At 53.9% G+C, this 19,420-nt stretch carries 17 protein-coding genes; 10 read left to right on the top strand and 7 right to left on the bottom strand.

The window, feature by feature from the left end; genetic code table 11:
• Window positions 1–139 precede the first annotated feature (139 nt).
• The 6 genes from hupB to bolA all read right to left on the bottom strand — a co-directional run bounded on the left by hupB (window position 140) and on the right by bolA (window position 7,649).
• On the bottom strand, window positions 140–412 hold the full coding sequence (gene hupB, locus LQ945_RS18670; protein WP_006319790.1) for a nucleoid-associated protein HU-beta: 273 nt from the start codon (window positions 410–412) through the stop codon (window positions 140–142).
• 216 nt (window positions 413–628) lie between these two features.
• Window positions 629–2,983, bottom strand: coding sequence for an endopeptidase La (gene lon / locus LQ945_RS18665; protein ID WP_269934766.1), 2,355 nt, complete (start codon window positions 2,981–2,983; stop codon window positions 629–631).
• Window positions 2,984–3,177: 194 nt separating this feature from the next.
• Window positions 3,178–4,449: an ATP-dependent protease ATP-binding subunit ClpX gene (gene clpX / locus LQ945_RS18660; protein ID WP_182821771.1), complete on the bottom strand. Its 1,272-nt coding sequence runs from the start codon at window positions 4,447–4,449 to the stop codon at window positions 3,178–3,180.
• A gap of 163 nt (window positions 4,450–4,612) precedes the next feature.
• The gene (gene clpP / locus LQ945_RS18655) at window positions 4,613–5,236 is read right to left on the bottom strand and encodes an ATP-dependent Clp endopeptidase proteolytic subunit ClpP (RefSeq protein ID WP_020825491.1); all 624 of its coding nucleotides are present in this window, start codon (window positions 5,234–5,236) and stop codon (window positions 4,613–4,615) included.
• A gap of 427 nt (window positions 5,237–5,663) precedes the next feature.
• Window positions 5,664–6,968 (bottom strand): trigger factor, encoded by a 1,305-nt coding sequence (tig, locus tag LQ945_RS18650; RefSeq protein ID WP_044548696.1) that lies wholly within the window; start codon window positions 6,966–6,968, stop codon window positions 5,664–5,666.
• 366 nt (window positions 6,969–7,334) lie between these two features.
• Window positions 7,335–7,649, bottom strand: a complete 315-nt coding sequence (gene bolA / locus LQ945_RS18645) for a transcriptional regulator BolA (protein ID WP_004940361.1) — start codon at window positions 7,647–7,649, stop codon at window positions 7,335–7,337.
• Window positions 7,650–8,014: 365 nt separating this feature from the next.
• On the opposite strand from bolA, the gene LQ945_RS18640 reads away from it, so the two are divergent.
• The 8 genes from LQ945_RS18640 (at window position 8,015) to LQ945_RS18605 (ending at window position 17,072) form a co-directional block, all read left to right on the top strand.
• The gene (locus LQ945_RS18640) at window positions 8,015–8,593 is read left to right on the top strand and encodes a lipoprotein (protein WP_006319785.1); all 579 of its coding nucleotides are present in this window, start codon (window positions 8,015–8,017) and stop codon (window positions 8,591–8,593) included.
• A 53-nt stretch (window positions 8,594–8,646) separates the two neighbouring features.
• A complete protein-coding gene (ampG, locus tag LQ945_RS18635; RefSeq protein ID WP_182821769.1) occupies window positions 8,647–10,125 on the top strand; it encodes a muropeptide MFS transporter AmpG in 1,479 nt (492 codons plus the stop codon).
• A 441-nt stretch (window positions 10,126–10,566) separates the two neighbouring features.
• Window positions 10,567–11,514: a cytochrome o ubiquinol oxidase subunit II gene (cyoA, locus tag LQ945_RS18630; RefSeq protein ID WP_041414273.1), complete on the top strand. Its 948-nt coding sequence runs from the start codon at window positions 10,567–10,569 to the stop codon at window positions 11,512–11,514.
• A 4-nt stretch (window positions 11,515–11,518) separates the two neighbouring features.
• Window positions 11,519–13,510, top strand: a complete 1,992-nt coding sequence (gene cyoB, locus LQ945_RS18625; RefSeq protein WP_020825487.1) for a cytochrome o ubiquinol oxidase subunit I — start codon at window positions 11,519–11,521, stop codon at window positions 13,508–13,510.
• On the top strand, window positions 13,500–14,117 hold the full coding sequence (locus LQ945_RS18620) for a cytochrome o ubiquinol oxidase subunit III (protein ID WP_269934763.1): 618 nt from the start codon (window positions 13,500–13,502) through the stop codon (window positions 14,115–14,117). The genes cyoB and LQ945_RS18620 overlap by 11 nt, the downstream gene beginning before the upstream one ends.
• Window positions 14,114–14,452 (top strand): cytochrome o ubiquinol oxidase subunit IV, encoded by a 339-nt coding sequence (locus tag LQ945_RS18615; protein WP_020825485.1) that lies wholly within the window; start codon window positions 14,114–14,116, stop codon window positions 14,450–14,452. Before LQ945_RS18620 ends, LQ945_RS18615 begins: the two co-directional genes overlap by 4 nt.
• A gap of 17 nt (window positions 14,453–14,469) precedes the next feature.
• Entirely contained in the window at window positions 14,470–15,360 is an 891-nt protein-coding gene (gene cyoE, locus LQ945_RS18610; protein ID WP_020825484.1) for a heme o synthase, read from the top strand.
• A gap of 347 nt (window positions 15,361–15,707) precedes the next feature.
• On the top strand, window positions 15,708–17,072 hold the full coding sequence (locus tag LQ945_RS18605) for an MFS transporter (protein WP_020825483.1): 1,365 nt from the start codon (window positions 15,708–15,710) through the stop codon (window positions 17,070–17,072).
• Between the two features lie 200 nt (window positions 17,073–17,272).
• Here the strand turns inward: LQ945_RS18605 and LQ945_RS18600 are convergent, their stop codons facing one another.
• Complete coding sequence (locus LQ945_RS18600) at window positions 17,273–17,764, bottom strand: YajQ family cyclic di-GMP-binding protein (protein ID WP_044548684.1); 492 nt, start codon at window positions 17,762–17,764, stop codon at window positions 17,273–17,275.
• A 167-nt stretch (window positions 17,765–17,931) separates the two neighbouring features.
• Here LQ945_RS18600 and panE point away from each other — a divergent pair, with 167 nt between their 5' ends.
• Together panE and yajL are read left to right on the top strand one after the other, a co-directional pair.
• The gene (gene panE, locus LQ945_RS18595; protein WP_270101452.1) at window positions 17,932–18,843 is read left to right on the top strand and encodes a 2-dehydropantoate 2-reductase; all 912 of its coding nucleotides are present in this window, start codon (window positions 17,932–17,934) and stop codon (window positions 18,841–18,843) included.
• Window positions 18,806–19,396 (top strand): protein deglycase YajL, encoded by a 591-nt coding sequence (gene yajL / locus LQ945_RS18590; RefSeq protein ID WP_044548681.1) that lies wholly within the window; start codon window positions 18,806–18,808, stop codon window positions 19,394–19,396. The genes panE and yajL overlap by 38 nt, the downstream gene beginning before the upstream one ends.
• The last annotated feature ends 24 nt before the right edge of the window (window positions 19,397–19,420 follow it).

Here is a 19,420-nt window from a genome sequence, read left to right as displayed (position 1 = left end):
GTGCAGGCGCGTTCCCTGCGACAAAAATAAAAAAAGCGCATCAGTCTGATGCGCCTTATATCTTACCTTACCAGCACCGTTGCGTCAGGTGATTGTTTATTGCTAAACCCTGCAACGCTAAACGGTTAGACGCAAACAATCAGTTTACTGCGTCTTTCAGCGCTTTCCCTGCACGGAAGGCCGGAACTTTGGCTGCCGCGATTTTGATCTCTTTACCGGTTTGCGGGTTACGGCCAGTACGGGCTGAACGCTCACGCACGGTGAAAGAACCGAAACCAACCAGAGCCACGTCATCCCCTTCCTTCAAGGATTCGGTAACAGATGCAATCACTGCATCTAAAGCACGCCCAGCTGCCGCTTTGGAAATATCAGCACCTGCGGCAATTTTGTCGATCAGTTGTGACTTATTCACTCTATCATCCCCTCTAGAATTCAATCGTCGCACCGAAAAATCCCTACGGTTGCGACAGCGCAGCTGTTATATCAATCCCATCGAACCTTGGCAAGCCACCGAAAGCGTGACAAAACGTGGGCCGACAGCTTTCTAACTTAGCGGTACAAAAAAAGACTGGCAAGTCCGAAATGACTTGCCAGCATAAGTTTTATCAATGGTTTTTGCGATTCGTCACTATTTTGCCGCTACCGGCAGTGCGCCGAAGGCCGGATTCTGCAAGGCAAGGTTCAAAACCTCATCAATTCGCTGCACCGGATGAATGTCCAGATCGGCGATAACATTGTCCGGAATCTCTTCCAAATCACGCTTGTTCTCATACGGGATCAGCACGGTTTTGATGCCGCCGCGGTGCGCTGCCAACAGTTTCTCTTTCAAGCCACCAATCGGCAATACCTGACCACGCAGCGTGATCTCGCCGGTCATTGCCACGTCGGCACGAACCGGGTTGCCCGTCAGACAGGACACCAGCGCGGTACACATGGCGATACCTGCGCTCGGGCCGTCTTTCGGCGTAGCGCCTTCCGGCACGTGAACGTGAATATCGCGCTTCTCGTAGAAATCGGCGTTGATACCCAGCTTATCCGCACGCGCACGTACCACGGTCAGCGCAGCCTGAATCGATTCCTGCATCACTTCACCAAGGGAACCGGTGTAGGTCAGCTTACCTTTGCCCGGGACGCACGCGGTTTCGATGGTCAACAGATCGCCGCCCACTTCCGTCCACGCCAGGCCGGTCACCTGACCCACGCGGTTTTCGGTATCGGCACGACCATAGTCAACACGCTGGACACCCAGGTAATCTTTCAGGTTGTCGCCGTTGATCTCGATATGCTTGATCTTCTTGTCCATCAGCAGCGTTTTCACCGCTTTACGGCACAGTTTGGAGATTTCACGCTCCAGACTACGCACCCCGGCTTCGCGGGTGTAATAGCGGATAATGCCGGTGATGGCGCTGTCGTCGACCGTCAGCTCACCTTTTTTCAGGGCGTTACGCTCAAGCTGCTTCGGCAGCAGGTGCTGCTTGGCGATATTGAGCTTCTCGTCCTCGGTGTAGCCGGACAGGCGGATCACTTCCATACGGTCCAGCAACGGCGCAGGAATGTTCATCGAGTTCGAGGTAGCAACGAACATCACGTCGGACAGATCGTAATCCACTTCCAGGTAGTGATCGTTAAACGCCACGTTCTGTTCCGGATCCAGCACCTCAAGCAGAGCAGAGGCCGGATCGCCACGCATGTCGGAAGACATCTTGTCGATTTCGTCCAGCAGGAACAGCGGGTTTTTCACCCCGACCTTGGCCATTTTCTGGATCAGTTTACCCGGCATCGAACCGATGTAGGTACGACGGTGACCGCGAATTTCCGCTTCGTCACGCACGCCACCCAGCGCCATACGCACATACTGGCGACCGGTCGCTTTGGCTATCGACTGTCCCAACGAGGTTTTACCTACGCCAGGAGGCCCCACCAGACACAGGATAGGCCCTTTGATTTTGCTCACGCGGCTCTGTACCGCGAGATACTCAAGAATACGGTCCTTGACTCGCTCCAGGCCATAGTGATCGATATCGAGCACTTCCTGCGCTTTAACCAGGTCTTTTTTAACCTTGCTGCGCGCATTCCACGGCACCTGCAGCATCCAGTCGATGTAACCACGGACCACGGTCGCTTCCGCAGACATGGGTGACATCATTTTCAGCTTTTGCAGTTCCGCTTCGGTTTTTTCACGCGCGTCTTTCGGCATTTTCGCCGCTTCAATCTTGCGCTTCAGCGCTTCATGCTCGTCCGGCGCATCGTCCATCTCGCCCAGTTCTTTCTGAATCGCCTTCATCTGCTCATTCAGATAGTACTCGCGCTGACTTTTTTCCATCTGCTTTTTGACGCGGTTACGGATACGTTTTTCAACCTGAAGCAGGTCAATTTCCGATTCCATCATCGCCATCAGGTATTCCAGACGTTCAGTGATATCGAACATCTCCAGTACCGACTGCTTGTCGCTGAGTTTCAGCGGCATGTGCGCGGCAATGGTATCGGCCAGGCGTGCAGCGTCGTCGATGCTGTTTAATGACGTCAGCACCTCCGGTGGGATTTTCTTGTTCAGTTTGATGTAGCCTTCAAACTGATTGATTGCGGTGCGCACCAGGACTTCCTGTTCACGCTCGTCAATCGCCGGTGACTCAAGATATTCTGCCTGGGCAGCAAAGTGCTCGCCGCTGTCGGAAAGCGTAGTAATACGCGCCCGCTGCAGGCCTTCTACCAGCACTTTTACCGTGCCGTCCGGCAGTTTCAGCATCTGCAAAATCGACGCTACGGTGCCGACAGAGAACAAGTCATTAATGCCAGGTTCATCCGTTGAGGCCTCTTTCTGTGCCACCAGCATGATCTTTTTATCATGATCCATTGCTGCTTCGAGGCACCGAATCGATTTTTCCCGGCCAACAAATAACGGGATCACCATGTGCGGATAAACCACCACGTCGCGCAACGGCAAGACGGGGATTTCAATGCGTTCGGAACGCTCAGGGTTCATAGAGCTCTCTCTTAAGTTTAACTTCCGCCAGGTTGAGGGGAATCTCATGAGACGCAAGCATCAAACGTTTCATAAAATCTGGTTAATGAGTATATGGGGATGAATCTCTTACATTCAACGGCAAGAATGCAGGAAAAAGAAATGGGGGATAAAATCCCCCATTTTGATATTAACTTTCTGGTTTGACTGGCGAATTATTCGCCTGAAGCCTGTGCTTCCGGTTTGCCGTAAATCAGCAAAGGTTTGGACTGGCCGGCGATAACCGATTCATCGATCACCACTTTGTCGACGCTGTCCATGGACGGCAGGTCATACATGGTGTCCAGCAACGCGCCTTCTACAATGGAGCGCAGACCACGTGCACCGGTTTTACGCGTCATGGCCTTCTTGGCGATGGCGTTCAGCGCTTCTTCACGGAACTCCAGTTCCACGCCTTCCAGATTGAACAATGCCTGATACTGTTTGGTTAAGGCATTTTTCGGCTCTTTCAGGATCTGGATCAGCGCATCTTCGCTCAGCTCGCTCAGGGTTGCCACGACCGGCAGACGACCGATGAACTCAGGGATCAGGCCAAACTTGATCAGATCTTCCGGCTCAGCCTGCAGCAGCAGTTCGCCTTCGGTCGCCTTCTCGGCTTCCCCTTTCACGGTAGCGCCAAAGCCGATACCGGAACCGGTATTGACGCGCTGACCGATCACTTTATCCAGGCCGGCAAATGCGCCGCCGCAGATAAACAGGATTTTCGAGGTATCAACCTGCAGGAATTCCTGCTGAGGATGCTTACGGCCACCCTGCGGTGGAACCGCGGCAATGGTGCCTTCGATCAGCTTCAACAGAGCCTGCTGCACGCCTTCGCCCGACACGTCACGGGTGATGGACGGATTGTCTGACTTACGGGAAATCTTGTCGATTTCATCGATGTAGACGATGCCGCGCTGCGCTTTCTGCACGTCGTAGTCGCACTTCTGCAGCAGCTTCTGGATAATGTTCTCCACGTCCTCACCCACATAACCGGCTTCGGTCAGCGTGGTGGCATCGGCCATGGTGAAAGGCACATCCAGGAAGCGCGCCAGCGTTTCCGCCAGCAGGGTTTTACCGCTACCGGTCGGACCAATCAGCAGAATGTTGCTTTTGCCCAACTCGATACCGTTGCTGGTATCGCCGTTACGCAGGCGTTTGTAGTGGTTATACACCGCTACCGCCAGCACTTTTTTCGCCTGCTCCTGGCCAATGACATAGTCATCCAGGTGGTGACGAATTTCGTGCGGCGTCGGCAGCGCACTGCGCTCACGATGCGGGGCAACTTCTTTAATCTCTTCGCGAATAATGTCGTTACACAGGTCAACACATTCATCGCAGATATACACTGACGGACCGGCAATCAGCTTACGCACTTCATGCTGGCTTTTGCCGCAGAAAGAGCAGTACAGCAGCTTTCCTGAACCGTCTTTGCGCTTATCTGTCATCAGTAAACCTCTTCTTTAGTCTTTGTCCCGCAGGAATATCACGGCGGCAGTGCGCCCAAAACGCATACCGGGAACGCCGATTATGCTCACCAGAGCGAGCTGCGCCCGCTCTGATTACTATAGCCTATCGGCTCGCACATATACCTCGCCAGCCGCGTGGTACTTACTTGCGGTGCGTCAGAATGCCGTCAACCAGACCGTATTCTACCGCTTCTTCCGCGGTCATAAAGCGATCGCGTTCGGTATCGCGTTCGATCTGCTCCAGTGACTGGCCGGTATGCTCTGCCATCAGCTCGTTCATGCGCGCCTTCACCTTCAGGATTTCACGCGCGTGGATTTCGATATCCGTCGCCTGGCCCTGATAACCGCCCAGCGGCTGGTGGATCATCACGCGTGAGTTCGGCAAGCAGAAGCGTTTGCCCTTGGCACCTGCGGTCAGCAGGAAGGAACCCATCGAGCACGCCTGGCCCATACAAATGGTGCTGACGTCCGGCTTGATGAACTTCATGGTGTCATAGATTGACATGCCGGCGGTGATCACGCCACCCGGGGAGTTAATGTATAGGTAAATGTCTTTTTCCGGGCTTTCCGCTTCGAGGAACAGCATCTGCGCCACAATCAGGTTGGCCATGTGATCTTCAACCTGGCCGGTCAGGAAAATAATGCGCTCTTTCAGCAGGCGGGAATAGATGTCGTAAGAACGCTCCCCGCGTGAAGTCTGCTCTACCACCATCGGCACCAGGGCCATGTTAGGTGCAAATTGATCTCGTTCGCCACTGTATGACATTACCGTCTCCTAATAGAAATTGCCTTGGCGGCCAGGGTTACACCCTTTTACACCGATTCTACTTGAGAACGGTCATGATGACTATGCTCAAGCATTCGACCCGCGCCACACGTACCCGACGGTTTTTCTGATCCCGCGCACTCTGGCAAACAGCATAAATAACTACATTTTACAGATTGGGGCCGCTGGCAGAATTTCAAGCCCGACTGCGTATTTTTACGCGGCCGGCATGTCGACGATGACCATCATGCCAGACTGTCCCAAGAGCAACAGGGTAAATATAGTGCATATTGTCACGCTTAACCTGAGATTAATCAGCAACGTGGCAAAAAGAAAAGCCCGCAACCGAAGGTTACGGGCTTTTTTAACGCCGGGACCGGCAAGCCAGGCCCGAAGGCGCGTCAGATTGCGCCCTGGCGTACAGACATTACGCCTGTTGAGTCTGGTTCATCAGCTCGCTGAAGGTGGTGGCTTTCTCAGTCACTTTCGCTTTTGCCAGCAGGGCTTCAACCGCTTGTTCTTCCAGAGCAACGTTGCGCATGTTGTTCATCAGCTCTTTGTTTTTGCTGTAGAACTCAACAACTTCACTTGGATCTTCGTAAGCGGAAGCCATTTCTTCGATCAGCGTCTTAACGCGATCTTCGTCAGCTTTCAGATCGTTGGTGCTGATCACTTCGCCCAGCAGCAAACCAACCACTACGCGACGCTTGGCCTGCTCTTCGAACAGTTCGCGTGGCAGTTCCAGCGCTTGCTTCTCGTTGCCGCCGAAACGTTGTGCAGCCTGACGGCGCAGAACGTCAACTTCGCCGTCGATCAGCGCAGCAGGAACGTCGATTTCGTTAGCGCTGACCAGGCCGTCGATTGCCTGAGTCTTGATGCGGTTACGCACTGCGCCTTTCAGCTCGCGCTCCATGTTTTTACGCACTTCAGCACGCAGGCCTTCGATAGAACCATCAGCCACGCCGAAACGTTTGATGAATTCTTCAGTCAGCTCTGGCAGCTCACGCTCTTCCACTTTCTTCAGAACGATAGCGAACTTAGCCGCTTTGCCCTTCAGGTTTTCAGCGTGGTAATCTTCCGGGAAGTTAACGTCGATAGTGAATTCTTCACCGGCTTTATGACCGACCAGACCTTCTTCGAAGCCTGGGATCATGCGGCCCTGGCCCATCGCCAGAACGAAGTCAGAGGCTTTGCCGCCTTCAAACTCTTCGCCATCGATAGAACCGGAGAAATCTACGGTTACGCGGTCTTCAGCTTGCGCTGCACGATCGCTGTCTTTCCAGGTCGCCTGCTGCTTGCGCAGGGTGTCCAGCATGGTGTCAACGTCGGCGTCGTTAACTTCAACAACCGGCTTCTCAACTTCGATGCCATCCAGGCCTTTCAGCTCAACTTCCGGATACACTTCGAATTCAACCGCGAAAGTGAAGTCTTCACCTTCTTTGTACTCGCCCGGCACGTAGTTTGGTGCGCCAGCCGGATTGATCTTTTCTTTGATGATCGCATCAACAAAGCTGCGTTGCATCGCTTCGCCCAGCACGTCCTGGCGAACGGAAGCGCCATAACGTTGCTCAACGATGTTCATCGGTACATGGCCTTTACGGAAGCCATCGATACGAACGCTTTTTGCCGCGTTGATCAGCTCTTTTTTAATAGCCTGCTTGATAGTATCAGCGGGTACAGTAATAGAGAGACGGCGCCCAAGGCCTTGAGTGGTTTCTACTGAAACTTGCATCTTGTTACCTCAAAAAAATCACAGTGCTCGGTCAACTCCGTTCCAAGAACCAGGACGGCTACATTACAGAACCGAGTTTCCTGATGACAGAAGCGTCCCGAAACCATTCCGGAAAAATAAGACGCGACATTATAGCGGCGCAAGCGGAGCGAGTCGAGGAAAGCAAGGCGGCGGCGGCGCGCTAAAACTCACACTTTTGCCGATTTGATCGCCAAAAGGCCGCCGAAGCCGACCCGGCCTTCGCTGCATTACGCGTCGGCTATGTCGTCGTCAAAAACAGAAACGGCCCGCAGGCCGTTCCAAAATTCGTCTGTAGTAATACCCCAAATCGTGGTCAAAGTTCCACTGATACCGCAAATTTAGCCGTCAGGCCAAGGTTCCGGCCCCACGGCAAGGCGGGGAAGCCGGTACGGTATCCTGCAGCCCTTCCCACTCTTTCAGGGTATAGGTGTGCAACGCCAGCGCATGTACGCCATCCGCCAACTCCTCTGACAGCACGCCGTAAATCGAACGATGCCGCGTCAGAAAACGTTCGCCGACGAAGCGATCGCTGACCAATACCACCTTGAAATGGCTTTCTGAACCCGCCGGAACGTTATGACGATAACTTTCATCAACGACTTCCAGATACGCGGGCTCAAATGCCGCCCTTAACTTTGCTTCTATTTGCTCGCGAATCATAGGATCTCCTTACTACACCGGCAGAGGACCGCCCCCATCTATTTCAATCTTAGCCGCTTTCGTCCCTTTTAGACCATTCCTCAGGTAAATTTCTCTTTTTTGCGGACAAAAAACGGTCAACATCCGCCGCCGCTTGAGGTTTATCCGATTGAGACGGGCAAAAAAGCATGTTTTTATCAACGGCAGGTAAAAATTTGTCACTCCGGTGCGTTCTGCGCTTCCTCCGGCCGGCGGCGATGCTATGATGTCGACAATTTGTTGTTGGCTATCCCGCTCTGATTATTACAGAAAGCCTGCTCAAACCCGCTTCGTTAATCTTGGCAGTTTGCGGCAGCTTAAAATCCATCGAGAATGAGACAGTAACTATGTTAAAAAAACTTTGCCTTCCACTGTTGGCCGCACTGATGCTGGCCGGCTGTGCCACCAGCAGCAATACCCTGAACGTGACGCCGAAGATCGTCCTGCCACAGCAAGATCCGACCCTGCAGGGCGTGACCATCAGCATTAACGGCGCGGATCAGCGTCAAGACCAGGCGCTGGCGAAAGTGAACCGCGACGGCCAGTTGGTGACGTTGACGCCATCACGCGATCTGCGCTTCTTACTGCAGGAAGTGCTCGAGAAACAAATGGGCGCGCGCGGCTACATGATTGGCGCTGACGGCGCGGTTGATCTGCAAATCGTGGTCAATAACCTGTATGCGGACGTCTCTGAAGGCAACCTGCGCTACAACATCACCACCAAGGCCGATATTTCTATTACCGCCCAGGCGAAAAACGGCAACAAACAGGTGAAGAACTACCGTTCAACCTATAACGTGCAGGGCGCCTTCACGGCAACCAACGAGAAAATCACTAACGCGGTCAACACCGTGCTGGGTGACGTTATTGCCGATATGGCGCAAGACACCAGCGTCAACGACTTTATCAAGCAAAACGCGCGTTAATCCGCGAACGCCTTGTGCCGCCCGGATCATCGGGCGGTGCAGACAGGGAACTCATGTCGAAACAGTATCTGAATATCTTTACCCAGCGTAACTCCGCCATCCTCCTGCTGCTGGGCTTCGCGTCGGGTCTGCCCTTGGCACTGACCTCCGGCACGCTGCAAGCCTGGATGACCGTCGAAAACATCGATCTGAAAACCATCGGCATTTTTTCGCTGGTCGGTCAGGCCTATGTGTTCAAATTCCTGTGGTCGCCCTTTATGGACCGCTACACCCCGCCCTTTCTCGGGCGGCGGCGCGGCTGGCTGCTGATCAGCCAACTGTTGCTGGTGGTGTCGATTGTCGCAATGGGCTTTATGCAGCCGGCACAGCACCTTTGGTGGCTGGCGGCATTGGCGGTACTGGTGGCGTTCTGTTCCGCGTCGCAGGATATTGTTTTTGACGCCTATAAAACCGATCTGCTGAGCGCCGAAGAGCGCGGCACCGGTGCCGCAGTTTCGGTATTGGGTTACCGGCTGGCCATGCTGGTGTCCGGTGGGTTGGCGCTGTGGCTGGCGGATCGCTATTTAGGCTGGCAGTCGACCTACTGGCTGATGGCCGGGCTGATGCTGATCGGAATTGTCGCCACCCTGCTGGCACCTGAACCCGACGACAGCATTCCGGCACCGCGTACCATGGAGCAGGCGGTAGTCGCTCCGCTGCGTGATTTCTTTGCGCGTAACAATGCCTGGCTGATTTTACTGCTGATCGTCATGTACAAGATGGGCGATGCCTTTGCCGGCAGCCTGAGCACCACCTTCCTGATCCGTGGCGTCGGCTTCGATGCCGGTGAAGTCGGGCTGGTCAACAAAACCCTCGGCCTGTTCGCCACCATCGTCGGTGCGCTGTTTGGCGGCGTGCTGATGCAACGCCTCAGCCTGTTCCGCGCCCTGATGCTGTTCGGCATCCTGCAGGCGGTTTCCAATCTCGGTTATTGGATCCTGGCGGTCACCGATAAAAACATCATGACCATGGGCAGCGCCATCTTCCTGGAAAACCTGTGTGGCGGTATGGGCACCGCGGCCTTTGTCGCGCTGCTGATGACGCTGTGCAACAAGTCATTTTCCGCCACCCAGTTCGCCCTGCTGTCGGCGCTGTCCGCCGTCGGGCGGGTGTATGTCGGGCCCATTGCCGGTTGGTTTGTTGAAGCACACGGCTGGCCGTTATTCTATTTATTCTCGATCGTCGCCGCGGTGCCGGGCCTGCTGCTGCTGCACCTGTGCCGTCAGACGCTGGAATATACCCAGCGCACCGATGACTTCATGCCACGCACCGAATTCCGCCAGTTTTACCGTTGGGCATTGCGCCTGCTGACGCTGGGCTGTACCTTGCTGGGCCTGTGGCTGCTCCTGCTGATCACCAATGCGCTCGACTGGACCCTGTTGCCGAACCTGGCCGATCGGCTGTTGCAAATGGGTGCCGCGCTGAGTCTGGTGGGCATTGCGATGGGCAGTTTGCTGGACTATCTGGCACTGCGCCGTACCAAACTGGCCTGATAATCGCCGACCGGTCATCGTGCCGGTCGGCAAAAATGCATCAGGGTGATGTATTTATTTAGTTAAAAAATATAATTCCCGCCCAAATTATTTTTTTATTCGAATAGCGAGATCGGGAAATAAAATTAAATTCACCTTTAAGACACAATTATTTTACATTAAATAAACCTTTCACTCGTATTTCAAAAAAGCGTTTTCAGCTGCAAGATTCATCATACCTTTAGTTTTCCTTAACATACGGGTTGCTCGGCACGATTCAGCGCGCCAACGCGTTGTTGCCATTGGTAAATTGTCACGTAGCGTGACATCTGTGACACCCTTAACAGAAAGTGTCAACAAGGCGCTGACACTCCCTTAAGCATGTTTACAGTACTGCAACCTTCCCGTAAAATGCCCGCACACATGAAACGACAATAGAGCCTTTGTAATTGAGGTCGTTAGATGAGACTTAAGAAATACAATAAAAGTATTGGGATGTTGTCATTAATTGCCTCCACTGTAATGCTCAGTGGTTGCAATATGGTATTGATGAACCCCAAAGGAGCAATTGGTGTTGAGCAACGGACACTGATTATCACTGCAATCGCGTTGATGCTGATCGTGGTGATACCAGTTATCTTTATGGCGTTCGCCTTTGCCTGGAAGTACCGTGCTTCCAACAAAGACGCCAAGTACAGTCCGAACTGGTCACATTCCAACAAGATCGAAGCGGTCGTCTGGACCATTCCTATCATTATCATCGCCATCCTTGGCACCATTACCTGGAAGACTACCCACGAGCTGGATCCGTTCAAGCCGATTGTCACTGACAAGAAGCCGATGACGATCGAAGTGGTGTCGCTCGACTGGAAATGGCTGTTTATCTACCCGGAACAAGGCATCGCGACGGTTAATGAGCTGGCTTTCCCGAAAGATGTTCCAGTCGAATTCAAGATCACCTCTAACTCGGTAATGAACTCGTTCTTTATTCCTCAGTTAGGTGGGCAGATTTATGCGATGGCCGGGATGCAGACCAAACTGCACCTGATCGGCAATGAAGCAGGCAAATACGACGGTATTTCAAGCAGCTTCAGCGGTCGCGGGTTCTCCGGCATGAAATTCACCGCCATTGTCACCCCAACCGAAGGCGACTTCGATCAGTGGGTTGCCAAGGTGAAAGCATCGTCGAATAACCTAAACGCCACCAGCGACTTTAACAAACTGGCAGAGCCGAGTGAAAACAACCCGGTCGAGTACTTCTCCAGTGTCAAACCGAATTTGTTCAAAGAAACTATTGGCAAATTCATGGGTGATATGGACATGCACAAAGGCGCTACCGCGCACGAAGGCATGGACATGAGCCAGGGTATGGACATGGGTGAACATGCTCACGCCGGAGCCGAGGAATAAACTGATGTTGGGAAAATTAACGATTGATGCGGTTCCGTACCACGAACCGATCATCATGGTCACCGTTGCTGCAATTGTTATTGGGGGCCTGGCACTGCTGGCGCTGATAACCTATTTCGGCAAGTGGAAATGGCTATGGAGCGACTGGTTGACTTCGGTTGACCATAAAAAAATTGGTATCATGTACATCATCGTGGCAATGGTTATGCTGCTGCGTGGTTTTGCCGATGCCATCATGATGCGTAGTCAGCAGGCGCTTGCGTCCGCCGGCGAGGCCGGATTCCTGCCGCCGCACCACTACGACCAAATCTTCACCGCCCACGGCGTTATCATGATCTTCTTCATGGCGATGCCTTTCGTGGTAGGTCTGATGAACGTAGTGGTACCTTTGCAAATCGGTGCGCGCGACGTTGCCTTCCCGTTCCTGAACTCCCTGAGCTTCTGGTTCTTCGTGGTGGGCGTAGTGCTGATCAACATCTCTCTGGGGGTTGGTGAGTTCGCGCAAACAGGTTGGCTGGCGTATCCGCCGCTGTCGGGCAAGGAATACAGTCCTGGCGTCGGGGTCGACTACTGGATCTGGAGCCTGCAGATTTCCGGTATTGGTACCCTGTTGACCGGTGTGAACTTCTTCGCCACCATTCTGAAGATGCGTGCTCCTGGCATGCCTCTGATGAAGATGCCGGTGTTCACCTGGGCAGCTCTGTGTACTAACGTCCTGATCATCGTTTCTTTCCCAATTCTGACCGTAACCATCGCGTTGCTGACCCTGGATCGCTATCTGGGCACCCATTTCTTTACCAATGATATGGGCGGCAACATGATGATGTACATCAACCTGATTTGGGCCTGGGGTCACCCAGAGGTGTATATCCTGGTTCTGCCGGTGTTCGGTGTGTTCTCCGAGGTCACCGCGACCTTCTCGAGAAAGCGCCTGTTCGGCTATACCTCACTGGTATGGGCAACCATCGCGATTACCGTTCTGTCGTTCATCGTATGGTTGCACCACTTCTTTACCATGGGGTCCGGCGCGAACGTAAACGCCTTCTTCGGTATCGCCACCATGATCATTTCCATCCCTACCGGGGTGAAAATCTTCAACTGGCTGTTCACCATGTACCAGGGCCGCATTCAGCTCAACTCCGCTATGCTGTGGACCATCGGCTTCATCATCACCTTCTCCGTGGGTGGGATGACCGGCGTTCTGCTGGCCGTGCCGGGTGCGAACTTCGTGCTGCACAACAGTCTGTTCCTGATTGCCCACTTCCATAACGTTATCATCGGTGGTGTGGTGTTCGGTTGCTTCGCAGGCCTGACCTACTGGTTCCCTAAATCCTTCGGCTTCACGCTGAACGAAAAATGGGGTATCCGCGCGTTCTGGTTCTGGATCATCGGCTTCTTCGTGGCCTTTATGCCGCTGTATGCTCTGGGCTTTATGGGTATGACTCGTCGTATCAGCCAGAACATCAACCCAGAGTTCCACCCACTGCTGCTGGTAGCGGCGGGCGGCGCGGCTCTGATTGCCTGCGGTATCCTGTGCCAAGTGATTCAGGTGTTCGTCAGTGTGCGTGACCGTGAGCAGAACCGTGACCTGACCGGTGACCCATGGGGTGCTCGTACGCTGGAGTGGTCGACTTCGTCTCCACCGCCGTTCTATAACTTTGCCGTAGTGCCACAGATTCATGACCGTGATGAATTCTGGGACATGAAAGAAAAAGGCGTAGCTTATAAGAAACCGGCTAAATACGAACCGATTCATATGCCGAAGAATACCGGTGCCGGTGTGATTATTGCTGGCTTCAGCCTGGTATTTGGTTTCGCGATGATCTGGGACATCTGGTGGATGGCGATCGCTGCCTTCGTAGGTATGATCGTGACCTGGATTGCCAAGAGCTTCGATGAAGATGTTGATTACTATGTGCAGGTTGATGAGATCGAGCGCATTGAAAACCAACACTATGAACAAATCAGCAAAGCAGGCGTGAAACATGTCAACTGATACTCTGACTAACCATAACGCAGCCCATGCAGAGCATGGGCACCACGACGCAGGAGAGACCAAAGTCTTCGGATTCTGGATCTACCTGATGAGCGACTGTATTTTGTTTGCGAGCTTGTTCGCGACTTATGCAGTACTGGTGAACGGGACCGCTGGCGGTCCCTCTGGCAAAGACATCTTCGATCTGAAGTTTGTCCTGGTTGAAACCTTCCTGCTGTTGTTCAGCTCCATCACCTACGGTATGGCGATGATCGGCATGAACAAAGGCAAGGTTGGCAGCGTTAACACCTGGCTGTTCCTGACCTTCCTGTTCGGTCTGGGCTTCGTCGCGATGGAGATCTACGAATTCCATCACCTGATCGTTGAAGGCTATGGTCCGGATCGCAGCGCGTTCCTGTCCAGCTTCTTCGCGCTGGTTGCGACCCACGGTCTGCACGTGACTACCGGTCTGGTCTGGATCATCATCATGATGATTCAGGTCAGCAAGCGTGGCCTGACCGCAACCAACAAAACCCGTTTGATGTGCCTGAGCCTGTTCTGGCACTTCCTGGACGTGGTATGGATCTGCGTCTTCACCGTTGTTTACCTGCTGGGGGTTATGTCATGAGTCATTCATCCCATGAAACTTCTCACGGCGGCGCAAGCCACGGTAGCGTCAAGACCTATCTGATCGGCTTTATTCTGTCGATCATCCTGACGGTGATTCCATTTGCGATGGTGATGAGCGGTACCGCCTCTCACTCCACCATCCTGGCGGTGGTTGTTGGCATGGCCGTGATTCAGGTGGTTGTTCACCTGATTTACTTCCTGCACATGAATACCTCATCGGAAGAGCGCTGGAACCTGGTGGCATTGCTGTTCACCGCTATGATCATCGGTATCGTTGTTGTGGGTTCACTCTGGATTATGTACAACCTCAACATCAATATGATGGTCAGTTAAGAGTCGAGCTGCACGTGATGATTAAGCAATACCTGCAAGTAACTAAACCAGGAATTATTTTCGGCAATTTAATTTCTGTCGTCGGGGGATTCCTGTTGGCTTCCAAAGGAAGCATCGACTATCCCCTGTTTCTCGCCACCCTGGTGGGTGTCTCGTTGGTTGTCGCTTCGGGCTGTGTGTTTAACAACTACATTGACCGCGACATCGACAAGAAAATGGAGAGAACGAAGAATCGGGTGCTGGTGAAAGGCCTGATCGCGCCGAGTGTAAGCCTGGTTTACGCTACCGCCCTGGGTATTGCGGGCTTTGCGTTGCTGTATATTGGCGCCAACCCGCTGGCCATGTGGCTGGCGGTGATGGGCTTTGTGGTTTATGTCGGCGTCTACAGCCTGTACATGAAACGCCACTCGGTATACGGCACGCTGATCGGCAGCTTGTCGGGCGCTGCGCCACCGGTTATCGGTTATTGCGCGGTCACCAACGAGTTCGATGCCGGTGCGTTGATCCTGTTGGCTATCTTTAGCCTGTGGCAGATGCCGCATTCCTATGCGATTGCCATCTTCCGCTTTAAAGATTACCAAGCAGCCAACATTCCGGTACTGCCGGTCGTCAAAGGCATTTCGGTGGCGAAGAACCACATCACCGTCTACATCGTGGCGTTTATGGTTGCTACGCTGATGCTGACTTTGGGCGGCTACGCCGGCTACAAATACCTGATCGTCGCTGCGGCGGTAAGCGTATGGTGGCTGGGGATGGCGCTGCGTGGTTACAAAGCCGAAAATGACAGCGTTTGGGCGCGCAAACTGTTTGTGTTCTCGATTGTTGCCATTACCTCGCTCAGCGTGATGATGTCTATCGATTTCAGCGCTTCGGCCTCGCCGGAAACGTTGATGACTTACGTCTGGTAAGCCAAATCGTCTGTGAATGGGCCGCTTAGCGGCCCATTAAATTGATGACAAACACCCGAAAAACGTGGTTTTCGGATGTTTGGGGCAAGGCAGAGATATAATCCTTTGTTTCTATTAGTACTCAATGCATTACTACTAGCTACTGAGGTCTTTGTCCGCTCTCTATGGGCCGCTTAGCGGCCCATTTTATTTATCTCGCAGAAAAACCGACGAACTGTAATATCTGCTAAACAACATTAGATTTACCCCCCCTGCCCTTCACACTAAAATGACGCAGTTTTAACAGAAGCTATCCCATCAGGCGTTATCACCGATAACCTGACGGAATGGCTTTTAATGAGGTTTTAATGAACGATAATGCAATGACCCCGCTGGAACGACGAGCGACCTGGGGGCTAGGAACGGTATTCTCACTGCGCATGCTCGGCATGTTTATGGTGCTGCCGGTACTGACGACCTACGGTATGGCGTTGAACGGCGCCAGCGAAACGCTGATCGGCATCGCCATTGGCATTTACGGCCTGGCGCAGGCGGTGTTCCAAATTCCTTTCGGCCTGATTTCCGACCGTATCGGCCGTAAACCGCTGATTGTCGGCGGACTGTTGATTTTCGCATTGGGCAGCGTGATTGCCGCGGCTACCGATTCCATCTGGGGGGTTATCCTCGGCCGGGCATTGCAAGGTTCCGGCGCTATCGCCGCGGCAGTGATGGCGCTGTTGTCCGATCTCACCCGGGAACAGAACCGCACCAAAGCGATGGCATTCATCGGCGTCAGCTTCGGTATTACCTTCGCCATCGCCATGGTGGTCGGCCCGATCGTCACCCACGCTTTCGGCCTGCACGCACTGTTTTGGATGATTGCCGTGCTGGCATTGGCCGGTATCGTTATCACCCTGGCGGTCGTGCCTTCCGCCAGCAGCCACGTGCTGAACCGTGAATCCAGTATCGTACGCGGCAGCTTCAGCAAAGTGTTGAGCAACTCCCGCCTGCTGAAACTGAATTTTGGCATCATGTGCCTGCATATCTTGTTGATGTCCAGCTTCGTGGCGCTGCCTTTGGCAATGGAAAAAGCCGGTCTGGCACCCAGTGAACACTGGATCGTCTATCTGGTCACCATGCTGGTGTCTTTCGCCGCCGTGGTGCCCTTTATCATCTATGCCGAAAAGAAGCGCCGCATGAAGCAGGTCTTCATGGGCTGCGTGGCGGTCTTATTCTGTGCCGAAGTGCTGCTGTGGCTGTCTGGCGCGCACCTGTGGGGCATCATTGCCGGCGTGCAATTGTTCTTTATGGCGTTTAACGTGATGGAAGCAATCCTGCCGTCGCTGATCAGTAAAGAATCTCCGGCGGGCTACAAAGGCACGGCCATGGGGGTTTACTCCACCAGCCAGTTTATTGGCGTGGCGATTGGCGGCAGCCTGGGCGGTTTTCTGTACGGCTTGCAGGGCGCGGGATTGGTCTTTATCGCCGGGGCCGTTTTAGCCGCAATCTGGTTCATGGTCAGCAGCACCATGCAGGAACCACCGTACGTGAGCAGCCTGCGTATTACGCTGTCGGAACTGGCAGTGAAAGACTCGGCGTTGGAAAGCCGCCTGAAGGCCCAGCCGGGCGTAGCTGAAGCGATTGTGGTACCGGAAGAGCGCAGCGCCTACGTGAAGGTCGATACCAAGCAAACCAATCGCGGTCAGTTGGAAGCACTGGTGAATTCGCTGTAAAGAAAAGGGCCGGCAAGCCGGCCCCCAGATTACTGACAAAGTCCTTTGCAGTTAAAAGTCCTGACCTTGGAGTTAATAAAACAAAGGATTATATCTTCTGATTTACCCCAAACATCCGAAAACCACGTTTTTCGGGTGTTTGTCTCAGACTAAGGGCCGGCAAGCCGGCCCCCATCAATATATTGGTCTTCGCGAAAGGATCAGTCGCGGAAGTTTTTGAACTGGAAAGGTTGTCCCAGATCGGCACCGCGCACCAGCGCCATCACGCCCTGCAGATCGTCACGTGATTTACCGGTTACACGCACTTCATCCCCCTGGATCTGTACCTGCACTTTCAGCTTGCTGTCTTTGATCAGCTTGACGATTTTCTTCGCCTGGGCGGCTTCAATCCCCTGCTTCAGCTTGGCTTCCACGCTGTAGGTTTTCCCGCTGTGGGTCAGCTCCTCCGGGATCTCGAGCGCGCTGCCTTCGATGCTGCGCTTGCTGAGTTTTTCACGCAGGATATCGAGCAGTTGCTGCACCTGAAAATCAGATTCACTGGCAACCTTGATGCTTTCGTTTTTTTCGTTCAGCTCAAAGCTGGCCGGCACGTTGCGGAAATCCCAACGGGTGCCAAGATCGCGCGTGGCGTTCTCAACGGCGTTACGTACTTCTTGCATATCAATTTCGGAAACAATGTCGAAAGATGGCATACTTCTTCCTCCTGAATTAGAGCCTAATGCGATAGGCGATTTCGATGCCGAGCATGATAACCGCTTTAGCGCCTCAGACAAAATTTGCCGGCCCCGCCGCGCAGCAGAAAAGTCTATAATTATAGGATAGATACTGAGCGTTTTTCCCGTTACCCCAAGGAGTCTGGATGAAAATAACTGTTCTTGGCTGCGGCGCGCTCGGACAGCTGTGGCTCTCCCGGCTTTATCAGCAGGGCCACGACGTGCAGGGATGGTTACGAGTACCGCAACCCTTTTGCGCAGTGAACGTCATTGAGCCTGAAGGCCTCTCGTTCAACCGTAATTTGCCCACCAACGATCCTGAACATTTGGTCCAGAGTGAACTGTTGCTGGTCACGCTGAAAGCCTGGCAGGTTTCCGGGGCGGTCAGTGCCCTGTTGCCTAAGCTGAACCCGCGTTGCGCCATCCTGCTGTTGCATAACGGCATGGGCACGCAGGACGAGCTGCCGCCGAACAATCAGCCGATATTGCAGGGCACCACCACCCATGCCGCACGCCATGACGGCAGCACCATTATCCATGTGGCCGGCGGTACCACCCATATCGGCCCGACATCCCCGGCGGCGACTTCGCTCAGCCATCTGGCGGAAGTGCTGCATCAGGCGCTGCCTGACGTCGCCTGGCATAACAACATTACTTCGGCGAACTGGCGCAAGCTGGCAGTAAACTGCGTGATTAATCCACTAACGGCGCTGTATAACTGCCGCAATGGCGATTTGCAGCGCTATCCTGAGCAGATTGAGGCCATCTGCCGTGAAGTCGCCGGCGTGATGGCGATGGAGGGTTATTCGACCTCCTGTGAAGGCTTGCAGCAGTATGTGATGGAGGTGATCCAGAGCACTGCGGACAACGTCTCTTCGATGCTGCAGGATATCCGCACCCAGCGGCACACCGAGATCGACTACATTACCGGCTATCTGCTGCGTCGCGCACGCAGCCACGGCGTGACTCTGCCGGAGAACGCACGACTGTTTGAATTGATTAAGCGAAAGGAAAATGAATATGAGCGTATCGGCGCTGGTCTGCCTGGCACCTGGTAGCGAAGAAATCGAAGCCGTCACCACGATAGATCTGTTGGTGCGGGCAGGCATCAAAGTCACCACCGCCAGCGTGGCCGGCGACGGCAACCTGACCATTGTCTGCTCACGCGGCGTCAAGCTGCTGGCAGATGCGGCGCTGGTGTCGATTGTCGATGACCCCTTCGACGCGATAGTGCTGCCCGGCGGCCTGAAAGGTGCCGAGTGTTTCCGCGACAGCCCGCTGCTGGTGGAGAAAGTGCGCCAGATGCATCTGCAGGGCAATATCGTCGCCGCCATCTGCGCCGCGCCCGCACTGGTGCTGCAACATCACGATCTGTTCCCCGTCGGCAATATGACCGGTTTCCCAGGGCTGAAAGAACAGATCCCGGCCGACAAATGGATGGAACGACGTGTGGTGTATGATGCGCGCGTCAACCTGCTCACCAGCCAGGGGCCGGGAACCTCAATGGAATTCGCGCTGAAGCTGATTGATTTGCTGCTGGGTAAAGCCAAAGCGGCGGAGATCGCCGCTCAGTTAGTCTTGATTCCGGGGATGTACGACTTCCGCGATTAAATCACAGGGGCGGTTAATCCGCCC

The sequence above is a fragment of the Serratia liquefaciens genome (genome assembly GCF_027594825.1).
GTDB lineage: Bacteria > Pseudomonadota > Gammaproteobacteria > Enterobacterales > Enterobacteriaceae > Serratia > Serratia liquefaciens_A.
The sequence above is the reverse complement of the archived record's forward strand: the minus strand, read 5'-3'. Positions and strand labels throughout refer to the sequence as shown.

Coding starts and splice junctions, on each gene's coding strand:
- LQ945_RS18605 (WP_020825483.1), top strand. CDS start 15,708: ATGAACGATAATGCAATGACCCCGCTGGAACGACGAGCGACCTGGGGG.
- clpP (WP_020825491.1), bottom strand. CDS start 5,236: ATGTCATACAGTGGCGAACGAGATCAATTTGCACCTAACATGGCCCTG.
- LQ945_RS18620 (WP_269934763.1), top strand. CDS start 13,500: ATGTCAACTGATACTCTGACTAACCATAACGCAGCCCATGCAGAGCAT.
- yajL (WP_044548681.1), top strand. CDS start 18,806: ATGAGCGTATCGGCGCTGGTCTGCCTGGCACCTGGTAGCGAAGAAATC.
- LQ945_RS18615 (WP_020825485.1), top strand. CDS start 14,114: ATGAGTCATTCATCCCATGAAACTTCTCACGGCGGCGCAAGCCACGGT.
- ampG (WP_182821769.1), top strand. CDS start 8,647: ATGTCGAAACAGTATCTGAATATCTTTACCCAGCGTAACTCCGCCATC.
- tig (WP_044548696.1), bottom strand. CDS start 6,968: ATGCAAGTTTCAGTAGAAACCACTCAAGGCCTTGGGCGCCGTCTCTCT.
- bolA (WP_004940361.1), bottom strand. CDS start 7,649: ATGATTCGCGAGCAAATAGAAGCAAAGTTAAGGGCGGCATTTGAGCCC.
- cyoB (WP_020825487.1), top strand. CDS start 11,519: ATGTTGGGAAAATTAACGATTGATGCGGTTCCGTACCACGAACCGATC.
- LQ945_RS18600 (WP_044548684.1), bottom strand. CDS start 17,764: ATGCCATCTTTCGACATTGTTTCCGAAATTGATATGCAAGAAGTACGT.
- cyoE (WP_020825484.1), top strand. CDS start 14,470: ATGATTAAGCAATACCTGCAAGTAACTAAACCAGGAATTATTTTCGGC.
- LQ945_RS18640 (WP_006319785.1), top strand. CDS start 8,015: ATGTTAAAAAAACTTTGCCTTCCACTGTTGGCCGCACTGATGCTGGCC.
- cyoA (WP_041414273.1), top strand. CDS start 10,567: ATGAGACTTAAGAAATACAATAAAAGTATTGGGATGTTGTCATTAATT.
- clpX (WP_182821771.1), bottom strand. CDS start 4,449: ATGACAGATAAGCGCAAAGACGGTTCAGGAAAGCTGCTGTACTGCTCT.
- lon (WP_269934766.1), bottom strand. CDS start 2,983: ATGAACCCTGAGCGTTCCGAACGCATTGAAATCCCCGTCTTGCCGTTG.
- panE (WP_270101452.1), top strand. CDS start 17,932: ATGAAAATAACTGTTCTTGGCTGCGGCGCGCTCGGACAGCTGTGGCTC.